Raw genomic sequence first — 13,081 nt, 5'->3', positions numbered from 1 at the left:
GAGACGCGCGTCCCCTCTCCTGACAGGAGAGGGAGACCGGCGCGCTGATACGATGCGACGTGATTGATCGAACTCATGCGACGGCTCCGCCCCCTGTGCGGCTTGTCCGTCGCGCCTGGATGCGAAGCCGGCCCGGCGACCGATGTCCCAGGCGCTATCCACACCGTTAACCTTTTATTAACCCGGCGATTGCCGCACTCCGGCGGCCGTGAGACGTTTCGTTAACGAAAGATTAACGGGACGGACCGGGCCATGCGGATCACACGCTCGACGTTTTCGACGACGGCCCGGCGCTTCGGGCGCATGGCCGGCCTGCTCGGCGCCCTGGCCCTGCCGGTCGCGGCCCAGGCCCAGACCTTCGCCTCCCTGCCTGCGAGCCCAAGTACGTTGCCCAGCGGCTCCGCCGCTCGGCCCATCGCCGCCTGGGTGACGTTCTGCGAGCGTTACACGGCCGAGTGCGCCGTCGACCGCACGGAGCCCGCCACGATCACGCTCAATCCCGCCACCTGGAACACCATCCTGGCGGTGAACCACCGGGTGAACCGGTCGGTGCGGGCCGTCACCGACATGGACCACCTCCATCTCGCCGACCGCTGGGATCTGGCCGAGGACGGCTCGGGCGATTGCGAGGATTTCCAGCTCCTCAAGCGCAAGCTCCTGGCCGAGGCCGGCCTGCCGCGCCGGGCCATGCGGATGACCGTGGTCATCGACGAGAAGGGCGAGGGCCACGCGGTGCTCACCCTCATCACCGACCGGGGCGACTTCATCCTCGACAACAAGACCAACACCGTCCACGGCTGGCGCCAGACCGGCTATACCTTCATCAAGCGCGAGAGCCAGGACGTTCAGGCCTGGGTGTCGCTCGGCCGCGTCACCTCGCCGGTCACCACCGCCAACCGCTGAGCCGCGGCGGACGATCGCCGCACCGCGGTTTGGTCTCAGTGCGAACTCGCGAGCTTCATGGTCACGAGGCCGGAGACGATGAGCAGGGCCGCCACGATGCGGGCGGGGCTCGCCTCCTCGCCGAGAGCCACGACGCCGAGGACGAAGGCGCCGACGGCGCCGATGCCGGTCCAGATCGTATAGGCGGTGCCCAGCGGCAACGTCCGCATGGACAGGGCGAGGAGCCCGACGCTGCCCGCCATGGTCACGGCCATGATCGCCGTCGGCCACGGCCGCGAGAAGCCGTGGGACTGCTTCATCGCGTAGGACCAGACGACTTCGAGGAGTCCGGCGGTGACGAGATAGATCCAGGCCATGGGGCCACTCCGCTTGCGGGGCCTCGCGGACGGTCGCGCCGATGCGGCGTCGAGCCCCGGGCGAGAACCCGGTACGGCCGGGCCGTCCCGGACTTGAAACCCCGCGCGCGGGGGGAGGACGTGGCCTCGGCAGCGCATCCTTGGCGCGGGCCGATCCGAATGGCAACCGCGACGCCCCGGGTGCGATATCCTGAAATGGGACGGCGGAACGACCGGTTCGCTTAAGGGCTGGTTAAACACCTTCGGGCGAAGGTCTCCCCATAGGGGAACCTCTCAGATGACGACCCGTGCCGGCGCCGTGTGCGCGCTCCTCCTCGCGCTCCCGTTCGGCCTGTCCGGCCTCGCCCGGGCCGGTGAGACCGCCGACCTCCATGCCGCCTGGCGGGGGTGCCTGCAGCGCAGCTTCACCGTCAAGGCGGCCGTCACGTCCCGCACCGACGCCGTGGAGGCGTCCCTGCGCGCGTGCAAGACCAGCGAGGCGGCCTATCTCGCCTCCCTCGCCACCTCGCCCCTCGTCGACGACGAGGACGTGGCCCGCGCCCGCCCCGCCCTCATCCAGCGGGCGAAGGGTTGGCTCCTCGCCGGCGGCCCCCGGCCGCTGTGAGAGCCGAGCCTCAGGCGTCCCGTCCCAGCACCAGCATCGCCGCCGCGAGGCCGAGGGCCGCGACCGTCGGGTAGAAGGTCAGGGCGAAGCCGAGGGCCCGCCCGCCGGGGCCGCGTCGGTATCCGAGCCAGAACAGGGCGCGCCCTGCGCCGAACAGGGCGGCCAGCGCGGCGAGGGCCACCGTAGGCCGGGCCATGACCGTGGCCAGCGCGAGGTGGACGGGCACGGCAAGAACCACCTGCTCCGCCGTGTTCTGCAGGATGGCCGCGGCCTCCCGCACGGCTCGAGAGGCCGCTCCCGCGGCGCTGCCGGCGATGTCGTCGCGCGAGAAGAACCGCCGGCGGGCCACGTCGGCGATCGCGGCCGCGAGCCAACCCACGACGAAGAGATCGGCGCGCAGGGCGGCCTGCAGGCGCTCGGCGAGGGGCTGGGCCGGGTGCCCGGCATCCAGGGCCACCGCGAGGGCGAGCCAACCCATGGTGACGGTCAGTCCGAGGGCCATGGCGAGGGCGACACGGCGTTGCGCTTGGCGAAAGGCGTCATCCCCCGGCATGTTGGCTCCTCGCGCCGGACGACCCGGCGGGCCTCACGCCACGATGGCGCGCGCCTCCGGAGCCGTGCGGGCCCGGATCAGGGCCGCCAGGGCGGCGGGCGGCACGGCCCTGCCGTAAAGGTAGCCCTGGCCCTCGTGACAACCCATGGTCCGCAGCACGGTTTCCTGGTCGGCGCCCTCGATCCCCTCGGCGATGACCTCCAGGCCGAAACTCTGGGCCATGAGCAGGATGGCGCGGATGATCTCGGCGTCGTGCCGGTCGGTGAGGACGTCGCGCACGAAGCTGCGGTCGATCTTGAGGCGGGTGAGGGGGAACCGTTTGAGGGAGGAGAGCGAGGCGTAGCCCGTGCCGAAATCGTCGAACGCCACCGCGACGCCCTCGGCATGCAGGGCGCGGATCGGTTCGAGGATCGCGTCCTCGGCCTGGAGGGCGATGCGCTCGGTGACCTCGAGTTCGAGGGCGGATGTCGGCAGCCGGTAACGGGCGAGGGAGCGCGTCACGTCCTGCGCCAGGGTTCCGGACTGCAGCTGGGCGGCGAAGAGATTGACGGCGACCCGGATCGGCGGGAGCCCCGCGGCCCGCCACTGCGCCGCCTGCCGGCACGCTTCCTCGATGATCCAGCGGCCGATGGCGGCGGCCATGGGATGGGCCTCGAGGGAGCAGAGGAACGCGCCCGGCAGCAGCAGCCCGCGCGCGGGGTGGCGCCAGCGCAGGAGAGCCTCGGCCCCCACCACCTGCCCCGTGGCGAAGGCGACCTGGGGCTGGTAGTGCAGCACGAATTCCCCCGCCTCCAGGGCGTGGCTGAGTTCGTCGTGCAGGGTCCGGCGGGCGAGCACCGCGCTGCGCATGGCGGGTTCGAACAGGCGGCAGCAGCGCCGCCCGTCGCGCTTGGCCTGATACAGGGCGAGATCCGCGTCCGCGATCAGCGTCTCCGCGTCGCTTTCGGGAAAGCGACCGACGGCGATGCCGACGCTGAGGCCGACATGGAAGGTGTGCCCGCAGACATGGAACGTCGCCTGGAAGGCGTCGAGGATCCCCGTTGCCGTGGCGGCGGCCCGGATCGGATCGCCGCAGGCGGGAAGCAGAATCGCGAACTCGTCGCCGCCCAGCCGCGCCACGGTCATGTCCGGCGCGACGCAGGTGGGCAGGCGTACGGCCACGGACTGGAGCAGGGCGTCGCCGGTGGCATGGCCGAGGCTGTCGTTGACTTCCTTGAAGCCGTCGAGGTCGAGCAGCATCACCGTCGCGGGCGCCTCCGTGAGGGCCGCCCGGAGGCGATCGTTGAAGCGCGCCCGGTTGAGGAGGCCGGTGAGGTTGTCGTGATGGGCCATCCGGACGAGTTGTGCGTCGCGGGCGTGCCATTCGCTGATGTCGCGCATCGTCAGGCCGAGCTCGACCGTTCCGTTCGTGCTCCAGAGGGACAGGGACATTTCGAGGGGCACGGCCGACCCGTCGCGGTGACGGGCGGTGAGTTGGAAGACGCGCCCCGCGAGAATCGAGGGCTGGCCGGCGGCGAACCGGGCGAGGCGCTTGGCGTAGGCCGCCCGGGCGCTGGCCGGAACCACGATCCCGACATCCTGCCCGATCATCGTCCCCGGCGCGTAGCCGAACAGGGCTTCGGCGGCGGTGTTGGCGAAGGTGATGGTGCCGCCGGTCTCCACCGTCATGAGGGCATAGACCGCGGCTTCCGCGAAGCCGCGCAGCAGTGTGTCCACCCGCGACCGCTCGGCGTGATCGAGACGTTCGGCGGCGAGGCGCGCGAAGTCTTCGAGGCGGGCGCCCAGCGACGGGTCGAGGTCCCCGCGCGCCCGCCGGTCGCCGATCCACAGTTCGCCGAGCCGGCGCTCCCCGGCGCCGATGAGGGGGACGCAGGCGCGAAAGCCGCCGGCCGCGTCGCCCGGCTCCCCGCCCGCGAACCCATGGACGGCCCGCACCACGCGGGTCCGCCCGGTGCCGAGAGCGAGCCAGGCCATCGGCATCCCGAGACACGCGGCGGCCAGGGCCGTGATCCGCGCCAGACCCGGCGCACTCTCCCCGTCGCACGCGATGGCGGGGACGGCGTCCGGCGGGCACCCCAGGCCCGAAGAGGCGTTCACGGGCATTCTGGAAGGATCCCGAGCGCTGACATTCGGGCGAGAATTACAGACAATTGTTAGGGATTGGTTTCCCTGTCAGGCTTCCTGGGCGAAGACTTCAACGAATAGTCTCCTTTCAGGCGAAAGATTTCCTCGGATCGAAGGCGTCGCGCACGGCCTCGCCGGCGAAGACGAGGAGGCTCAGCATCACGGCGACGACGAGGAAGCCGGTGAGCCCGAGCCAGGGCGCCTGGATGTTGTCCTTGCCTTGCGCCAGCAGCTCGCCCAGCGACGCCGAGCCCGGCGGCAGGCCGAAGCCGAGGAAATCGAGGGAGGTCAGGGTGCCGATGGAGCCGTTGAGGATGAACGGCAGGAACGTCAGGGTCGCCACCATGGCGTTGGGCAGGAGGTGGCGGCTCATGATGCGGACGTTAGAGAGGCCGAGCGCGCGTGCGGCGCGCACGTACTCGAAGTTGCGCGCCCGGAGGAACTCGGCCCGCACCACGCCGACGAGGGCCACCCACGAGAACAGGAGCAGGATGCCGAGGAGCACGAAGAAGCCCGGCTCGATGAAGGCCGAGATGATGATGATGAGATAGAGGGTCGGGATGCCGCTCCAGACCTCGATGAAGCGCTGCAGGGCGAGATCGACCCAGCCGCCGAAATAGCCCTGCACGGCGCCCGCGACGACGCCGATCACCGAGGAGATCAGGGCGAGGATGAGGCCGAACAGCACCGAGATGCGGAACCCGTAGATGATCCGCGCCAGCACGTCCCGGGTGGTGTTGTCGGTGCCGAGCCAGTGCTTCTCGAGGTCGGCGCACGGCTTGCCCACGCTCGCGCACTGCTCTTGCGTCAGCATCCAGGTCGGCGGCGAGGGCGAGGGGGTCGGCAGGCCGTCGATGATGGTGTCGTAGGAATACGGGATCGGCGGCCAGATCGCCCAGCCGTTCTCGGCGATCTCCTTGCGCGTCTCGGCCGAGCGGTAGTTCGGCCGGGCGTAGAAGCCGCCGAACTTCTCGTCCGGGTAGTCGATGAGGACGGGAAACAGAATCTCGCCCTTGTAGGAGACGACGAGGGGCTTGTCGTTGGCGATGAACTCCGCGAACAGGCTCGTGCCGAACAGGGCGGTGAAGATCACGAACGACCAGAAGCCGAGGCGGTTGCGGCGAAAATTGGCGAGTCGGCGCTGCCACAGGGGCGAGAGCCGGCCCGCGCGAACGGGAACCGCGACGGGGGGAACGGCGACCTGATTCATGGGTTGCCCCGTCCGGTGCCGGGGGCGCTCAGCCGTCGAGGCGCACGGCCGTGCCCTCGATCTCGTTGGGCCGCAGGCCCCCGGTCTTCTCGAGGTGGCGGCGCAGCAGGGCGACGTTGCGGCGGTTGGCCTTGAAGGCCGCGTCGAACAGGTCGCCGGCCAGCGGCACCATGCCGATTGCCCCGTCGAACACCACGTTGGCCATCATCCGCGCCACGAGCCAGCGCGGGGCGCCGAGACGGCGCGCCTCGTTGACCACGTAGGAGGCGATGAGCATGCCGGCCACGTCCCCGATGATCGGCACGAGGCCCACGATGGCGTCCATGCCGACGCGGCGGTTGATCCCCGGAATCAGGAAGGCCGAGTCCATGAGGTGTGCCAGCGCCTCGAGGCGTAGGAGCGTGGCCTCGCGGTCGTCGGGCTTGGGCCGGAACGGCGTCGTGTCGCCGGGCCCCATACGGGTGGTGCCGCGCCCGGCACCGGGGTCTCGGGCGAAGTCCACGGTCGGGTCCCTGGGAATGCGCGGCGTGCTCATGCGGGGGCATGTGGCCCCGCTTCGCCCCGCCCGCAAGCGGCCGGGCCGCCATCACGCGGCTTTCCGGGCGACGTCGCCGAGACGGTCGAGGGCGGCGTCGAGGGTCGCGTCGGATTTGGCGAAGCACAGGCGCACGATGTGGCGCACGGGATCGGCATCGTAGAAGGCGCTCACGGGAATCGCCGCGACGCCGTGGCGCCGGACCAGGGTGTCGCAGAACGCCGCGTCGTCGTCGAACCCGAGGGGGGCGATGTCGACGTTGAGAAAGTAGGTTCCGGCCGAGGGCAGCACCGTGAAGCCGCGCGCGGCGAGGCCCCCGCTCAGGCGGTCGCGCGAGCGGGCGAAGCGGGTCCGCATGTCGTCGAAAGAGGCGTCGGGCTTGCCGAGCCCGTAGGCCACGGCCGTCTGCAGGCAGGGCGGGGTGGTGAAGGTGAGGAACTGGTGGGCGCCCGCCACGGCCCGCAGGAGGGGGCTTGCCGCCATGACGAATCCGACCTTCCACCCGGTCAGGCCGAAGATCTTGCCCGCCGAGCCGATCTTCACCGTCCGGTCGCGCATGCCGGGTAGGGCCATGAGCGGGCAATGCTTCACGCCGTCGAACACGATGTGCTCCCACACCTCGTCGCACACGGCCACGACGTCGTGGCGGGTGCAGAACCGGGCAAGCAGCGCGAGGTTCTCGCGGCCGAACACCGTGGCGCTGGGGTTGAGGGGATTGTTCAGCACCACGAGCTTCGTGCGGTCGCAGAACACCGCCGCCAGGGCCTCCTCCTCCAGGCGGAAGTGCGGAGGCTGCAGGTTGACGATGCGGGGAACGCCGCCGGCCTGGCGCACGAGGGGCAGGTAGGCGTCGTACAGGGGCGCGAACAGCACCACCTCATCGCCGGGCGCGATGAGGGACAGGAGGGTGGCGGCCAGCGCCTCGGTGGCGCCCGAGGTCACCATCACCTCCGTGTGCGGATCGAGGCTCAAGTCCTGGTGACGGGCGTAATGCGCCGCGATCGCCTCGCGCAGGGCCGGCAGCCCCATCATCGGCGGATATTGGTTGTCGCCGTCGAGCACCGCCTCGGCGGCGCGGCGGCGGACGTCCTCGGGACCCGGATCGTCGGGGAAGCCCTGGCCGAGATTGATCGCCCCGAGGTCGCGGGCGAGGCCCGACATCACGGTGAAGATGGTCGTCGGCAGGTTGGCGAAGACGGGGTTCATCGGCTCGGGTGTCGGGGGCGAGGCGTGAGGGGACGGATGCGTAGCACGGCCCTCGCGTCGTACGAAATGTGCGGCTGCGCACCCCCGCGTACGGGAGTCCTTCCCTTTCGACTGACGATTGTTGACATTCATCAGCCGTGATCTAATTTCCGATGAGCCGGAGCGGCAGCGGCTCTTGCGGGACTACGCCCCCTCGTCTCACGAGGGCGGTCGCCGCTCCGGTCCAAGAGTTCGAATCCTTGGAATTGCAAAAGAGGTCGTCGCAGTCGCGGCGGCCTTTTTTCGTGCCCGGAGCGTTTTCTCCTCGTGCCGGGGATGCGCGCCTGTGGCAGGACGAAGCCCCATGCGAACCCGCACCTGCCTCCTCCTCGCCGTCGCCACGGCCCTCCTCGGCCTCGGCCTGCGCCGCGTCGTTCCCGTGGCGCCCGTGGACGACACGTATCGCGCGGTGGTGCAGGCTTACGATCCGGCCAAGCGACCCTGACGCGCCCCGCCCGGGCGAGCAGCAACACGGGGGAAACGCGGATGCCGTACTGGCGACGTATTGGCCCGCCAGAAGAGGTTTCATGCCACGCCGCCCCGGAATTCGAGGAATTCGGCCGACACGACCGTGTCGGTCGCGGGCCGACCGTTACGGTCGGGGTGCGACGATGCCTCGAACTGTTCGAACCGGCGATGCGATCCACATCCTGATGAACCGCTCCGCCCGGGCGCCGCGCCCGCTGATGCTGTGACGCCATGAACGAGAACTCTCCGATCCGCACCGAGACCGCGCGGGACTACGTGTCCCCCGGCGAAACCGGGCCCGCCCGGACGCGGGGCGGACGCGGCTGGCTGTGGTTCCTCCTCGTGCTGCTTCTGGCGGGCGGCGGATATTACGGCTACCGCCATTACCTCGCGCCGAAAGCGGACGGCGCGACGCAGACGGCCGGCGGACCCCGCAGCAAGGGCGGCCGGGGCGGGGGGCGCCACGGGGAGCCGCCCCAGGCGGTGGGCATCGCCACCATCGCGGCGGGCGACGTGCCCGTCGTTCTCTCGGGCCTCGGCACGGTGACGCCGCTCGCCACCGTCACGGTCCGCTCGCAGATCAGCGGCTACCTCATGGAGGTCGGCTTTCGCGAGGGCCAGACGGTGAAGAAGGGCGATTTCCTCGCCCAGATCGATTCGCGGATCTACGAGGCCCAGCTCGCCCAGTACCAGGGCCAGCTCATGCGCGATCAGGCCCTGCTGCAGAATTCCCGGCTCGATCTCGCCCGGTTCCAGCGCCTGTCCCAGCAGGATTCGATCTCGAAGCAGAACGTCGACACGCAGGCCGCCCTGGTCAAGCAGAACGAGGGCACGGTGGCGGCCGACCAGGCGCTCGTCGATCAGCAGAAGCTCAACATCACCTACACCCGCATCGTCTCGCCGGTGGAGGGTCGCGTCGGCCTGCGCCAGGTCGACCAGGGCAACTACATCACGGCCGCCTCGACGGCCCTCGTGGTGGTGACGCAGCTTCACCCGATCTCCGTGGTGTTCACCCTGCCCGAGGACGACGTGGCGAAGGTGATGCGCCGCCTGCGGGCCGGCGCCAAGCTCACCGTCTCGGCCTATGACCGCGGCGACACCACGGTGCTCGCCACCGGTACCCTCGAGACCGTGGACAACCAGATCGACACCACCACCGGCACGGTGAAGCTGCGCGCCCTGTTCGACAACGCCGACGACGCCCTGTTCCCGAACCAGTTCGTCAACGCCAAGCTCGTTGTCGACACGGTGCGCAACGCCCCCATCGTGCCCACCGCCGCGATCCTGCGCGGCACGCCCGGCACCTACGTCTACCTCATGCAGGGCGACGACAAGGTGGTGGTCCGCCCCATCGCCCTCGGCGAGGCCGACGGCGCCCGCACGGCGGTGACGGCGGGGCTCGCCGTCGGTGATCGCGTGGTGGTCGACGGCACCGACCGTCTGCGCGATGGCGCGAGCGTGCGGGTCACCGAGGACGGCACCCGCCCGCCCGGCGCGGCGGGGCCGAAACCCGAGGACGCCAAGCCCGGGGACGCCAAGCCTGAAGACGCGAAGGCGGAGGCCGCGAAGGCCGATGCCCTCGCCCCCGAGGGCCAGAAGCGCGAGCGCCGCCGCCAGCGCCCGGCCGCGCAATGATTATTCCCGCTGGCTCGCCGTCTCGCGGCAGGCGCGGATTCCCGCTGCCGGCTCCGGCATTCACGCAACGTGTGAGTAAGCGCGGGTCCCCACACCTTCCAGGAGAGGGACAGGGTGAGGTGTGTGACCTTTTCGGAGAGTTCGCACACCTCACCCCAACCCTCTCCTTTCAGGAGAGGGGGCCTGTCGCGGTCGCCATCCACGGCATGGGCCTCACCCCATGAACCCCTCCCGCCTGTTCATCCTGCGCCCCGTCGCCACCACGCTGTTCATGCTGGCGATCCTCATGGTCGGGATGGTGTCGTACCTGAACCTGCCGGTCTCGGCGCTGCCGTCGGTGGATTACCCGACGATCCAGATCCAGACGTTTTATCCGGGCGCCAGCCCCGAGGTGATGACCTCGGCGGTGACCGCGCCCTTGGAACGGCAGTTCGGGCAGCTCGCGAACCTCAACCAGATGACGTCGCAGAGTTCGGCGGGCGCCTCCGTCGTCACCCTGCAGTTCAGCCTCGACCTGCCGCTGGACATCGCCGAGCAACAGGTTCAGGCGGCCATCAACGCCGCCGGCAACCTGCTGCCGGCCGACCTGCCGGCCCCGCCGATCTACGCCAAGGTGAATCCGGCCGACGCGCCGATCCTCACCTTCGCGCTGACCTCGAAGACCATGCCGCTCACCGAGGTGCGTGACCTCGCCGAGACGCGGCTCGCTCAAAAAATCTCGCAGGTGGCCGGCGTCGGCCTCGTCAGCACGGGCGGCGGCCAGCGCCCGGCTATCCGGGTGCGGTTCAACGCCCGCGCCATGGCGGCCTACGGCCTGAACATCGACGACCTGCGCACCACCATCACCAATCTCAACGTCAACACGCCCAAAGGCACCATCGACGGGCCGACCCAGTCCTACGCCATCAACGCCAACGACCAGATCCGCGACCCGAAGGCCTACGACGACGCCATCATCGCCTACAAGAACGGCGCCCCGGTAAAGCTCTCGGACGTCGCCGACGTGGTCGCCGGCCCGGAGAACACGAAGCTCGGCGCCTGGGCCGGCGAGGTCCCGGCCGTCATCCTCAACATCCAGCGCCAGCCCGGCGCCAACGTCATCAGCACCGTCGACAAGATCAAGGCCCTGCTGCCCCAGCTCCAGGCGACCCTGCCGGCCGCCATCCAGGTCGGCCTGCTCACCGACCGCACGGTCACCATCCGGGCCTCCGTCCACGACGTGCAGGTGGAGCTGGCGCTCGCCATCGGCCTCGTGGTGCTCGTCATCTTCCTGTTCCTGCGCAGCGTCTCCGCGACCCTGATCCCGAGCCTGTCGGTGCCCCTCTCCCTCGTCGGCACCCTGGCGGTGATGGACCTCTACGGCTTCTCCCTCGACAACCTCTCCCTCATGGCGCTGACCATCGCGACGGGTTTCGTGGTGGACGATGCCATCGTGGTCATCGAGAACATCGCCCGCCACGTGGAGGAGGGGGATTCGCCTCTCGAAGCGTCGCTCAAGGGCAGCCGCGAGATCGGCTTCACCATCATCTCGCTCACGGTGTCGCTCATCGCCGTGCTCATCCCGCTCCTGTTCATGGGCGACGTCGTCGGGCGCCTGTTCCACGAATTCGCCATTACGCTCGCTGCCACCATCGTGATCTCGGCGGTGGTGTCCCTCACCCTCGTGCCGATGCTGTGCGCGCGCCTGCTGAAGCACGAGCCGGCCGGGCAGCGCCGCGAGGGCGTCATCGCCCGCGCGGCGCGTCGCAGCATGGACGGGGTCATCGCCGGCTACGGCCGGATGCTACGGGTGGTCCTGCGCCACCAGGGCCTGACCCTGATCGCGACCCTCGCCACGGTCGCGCTCACCGCCTACCTGTTCGTGGTGATCCCCAAGGGGTTCTTCCCCGTGCAGGACACCGGCGTGGTCCAGGGCATCACCCAGGCCGACCAGACCGTGTCCTACGCGGCCATGGCCGAGCGCCAGCGGGCGCTCGCCACCCTCATCCTCAAGGACCCGGACGTCGAGAGCCTGTCATCGTTCATCGGCGTCGACGGCCAGAACGTGACCCTGAATTCCGGCCGTTTCCTCATCAACCTGAAGCCCCACGCGGGTCGGACCGCGACGGCTGGTCAGATCATCGAACGGATCAAGGCCGCGACCGAGGGCGTGGCGGGCATCCGCCTCTACCTGCAATCGGTGCAGGACCTCACCATCGACACGGCGGTGAGCGCGACGCAGTATCAGGTCATCCTCGAGAACCCGAACCTCACGGAGTTCGAGACCTGGGTGCCGCGCTTCGTGCGCCAGCTCCAGACCTCGCCGCTCCTGTCCGATGTGGCGAGCGACCTCCAGGCCAGCGGCTTGGCGGCCTACGTCACCATCGACCGGGCGACGGCGGGTCGCTACGGCATCACCCCCGCCACCGTCGACAACGCCCTCTATGACGCCTTCGGCCAGCGCATCGTCTCGACGATCTTCACGCAGTCGAACCAGTACCGGGTGATCCTCGAGGCCGATCCGGATCTGCACAAGACCATCGAGAGCCTCGACCACATCTACCTGCCGTCCTCGACGGCGACTTCCGGTCAGGTGCCGCTCTCGGCGGTGGCCCGGGTGAGCGAGCGGCGTGCGCCCCTCCTCATCTCCCATCTCGGCCAGTTCCCGGCCACCACCGTGTCGTTCAACCTCGCGCCGGGGGCGGCGCTCGGCGACGCCGTTGCGGCGGTGGAGGCGGCGGGGAAAGCCATCGACCTGCCGCCGAGCTTTCGCGTGGTGCCGCAGGGCTCGGTCTTCGCGTTCCAGTCGGCGCTCTCGAACCAGCTGTTCCTCGTCATCGCCGCCATCGTCACCGTCTACATCGTGCTCGGCGTGCTCTACGAGAGCTTCATCCACCCGATCACCATCCTCTCCACGCTGCCCTCCGCCGGCATCGGGGCGCTGCTCGGGTTGATGCTGTTCGGCCTGTCGCTCGACATCATCGCGGTCATCGGCATCGTGCTCCTCATCGGCATCGTGAAGAAGAACGCCATCATGATGATCGACTTCGCGCTCCAGGCCGAGCGCGAACAGGGGATGCCCCCCCGCGACGCCATCTACGAGGCCTGCCTCCTGCGCTTCCGCCCGATCCTGATGACGACGCTCGCGGCCCTGTTCGCGGCGGTGCCGCTCATCGTCGGCACGGGGGTCGGCGCCGAACTGCGCCAGCCCCTCGGCATCGTCATCGCGGGCGGGCTCATCGTCTCCCAGGTGCTGACGCTGTTCACGACGCCGGTGATCTATCTGGCATTCGACCGTCTAGAGCGCCGGATCACCGGCCGCCGCGCGGACGGTGTCGAGGCGCTGTCGTGAGGGAGGCGTCAGCTTTTACGCTTCGCGCGCGAAACGCGGGTCCCCTCTCCTGGAAGGAGAGGGACAGGGTGAGGTGTGTGACCTTTTCGGAGCGTGCGCACACCTCACCCCAGCCCT

General features: G+C 69.9%; 11 protein-coding genes. 5 read left to right on the top strand and 6 right to left on the bottom strand.

The features are described from left to right. Positions 1 to 252: 252 nt before the first annotated feature. Positions 253 to 903: a transglutaminase-like cysteine peptidase gene (locus MFF01_RS06790; RefSeq protein ID WP_373319663.1), complete on the top strand. Its 651-nt coding sequence runs from the start codon at positions 253 to 255 to the stop codon at positions 901 to 903. Positions 904 to 938: 35 nt separating this feature from the next. Here MFF01_RS06790 and MFF01_RS06785 read toward each other — a convergent pair whose 3' ends face one another. Then, positions 939 to 1,259: a DMT family transporter gene (locus MFF01_RS06785; protein WP_238223290.1), complete on the bottom strand. Its 321-nt coding sequence runs from the start codon at positions 1,257 to 1,259 to the stop codon at positions 939 to 941. Positions 1,260 to 1,536: 277 nt separating this feature from the next. On the opposite strand from MFF01_RS06785, the gene MFF01_RS06780 reads away from it, so the two are divergent. Next, positions 1,537 to 1,863 (top strand): hypothetical protein, encoded by a 327-nt coding sequence (locus MFF01_RS06780; protein ID WP_238223289.1) that lies wholly within the window; start codon positions 1,537 to 1,539, stop codon positions 1,861 to 1,863. Positions 1,864 to 1,873: 10 nt separating this feature from the next. Here the strand turns inward: MFF01_RS06780 and MFF01_RS06775 are convergent, their stop codons facing one another. The 5 genes from MFF01_RS06775 to MFF01_RS06755 all read right to left on the bottom strand — a co-directional run bounded on the left by MFF01_RS06775 (position 1,874) and on the right by MFF01_RS06755 (position 7,491). Next, complete coding sequence (locus tag MFF01_RS06775; RefSeq protein WP_238223287.1) at positions 1,874 to 2,416, bottom strand: MAPEG family protein; 543 nt, start codon at positions 2,414 to 2,416, stop codon at positions 1,874 to 1,876. Between the two features lie 33 nt (positions 2,417 to 2,449). Next, a complete protein-coding gene (locus tag MFF01_RS06770; RefSeq protein ID WP_238223285.1) occupies positions 2,450 to 4,519 on the bottom strand; it encodes a putative bifunctional diguanylate cyclase/phosphodiesterase in 2,070 nt (689 codons plus the stop codon). Between the two features lie 109 nt (positions 4,520 to 4,628). Next, positions 4,629 to 5,750: an ABC transporter permease gene (locus MFF01_RS06765; RefSeq protein ID WP_238223283.1), complete on the bottom strand. Its 1,122-nt coding sequence runs from the start codon at positions 5,748 to 5,750 to the stop codon at positions 4,629 to 4,631. A gap of 28 nt (positions 5,751 to 5,778) precedes the next feature. Beyond that, positions 5,779 to 6,207, bottom strand: a complete 429-nt coding sequence (locus MFF01_RS06760) for a DUF4112 domain-containing protein (protein ID WP_238223485.1) — start codon at positions 6,205 to 6,207, stop codon at positions 5,779 to 5,781. A 129-nt stretch (positions 6,208 to 6,336) separates the two neighbouring features. Further along, positions 6,337 to 7,491: an aminotransferase gene (locus tag MFF01_RS06755; protein WP_238223281.1), complete on the bottom strand. Its 1,155-nt coding sequence runs from the start codon at positions 7,489 to 7,491 to the stop codon at positions 6,337 to 6,339. 343 nt (positions 7,492 to 7,834) lie between these two features. Between MFF01_RS06755 and MFF01_RS06750 the strand changes: the two genes are divergently transcribed. The 3 genes from MFF01_RS06750 (at position 7,835) to MFF01_RS06740 (ending at position 12,964) form a co-directional block, all read left to right on the top strand. Then, complete coding sequence (locus tag MFF01_RS06750; protein ID WP_238223280.1) at positions 7,835 to 7,975, top strand: hypothetical protein; 141 nt, start codon at positions 7,835 to 7,837, stop codon at positions 7,973 to 7,975. Positions 7,976 to 8,229: 254 nt separating this feature from the next. After that, positions 8,230 to 9,633, top strand: a complete 1,404-nt coding sequence (locus MFF01_RS06745) for an MdtA/MuxA family multidrug efflux RND transporter periplasmic adaptor subunit (RefSeq protein WP_238223279.1) — start codon at positions 8,230 to 8,232, stop codon at positions 9,631 to 9,633. Positions 9,634 to 9,853: 220 nt separating this feature from the next. Then, on the top strand, positions 9,854 to 12,964 hold the full coding sequence (locus MFF01_RS06740; RefSeq protein ID WP_238223278.1) for an MdtB/MuxB family multidrug efflux RND transporter permease subunit: 3,111 nt from the start codon (positions 9,854 to 9,856) through the stop codon (positions 12,962 to 12,964). Positions 12,965 to 13,081 lie beyond the last annotated feature (117 nt).

Origin of the sequence: Methylobacterium adhaesivum (assembly GCF_022179065.1) — a bacterium.
GTDB lineage: Bacteria > Pseudomonadota > Alphaproteobacteria > Rhizobiales > Beijerinckiaceae > Methylobacterium > Methylobacterium adhaesivum.
This window is presented reverse-complemented; position numbering and strand designations above follow the sequence as displayed.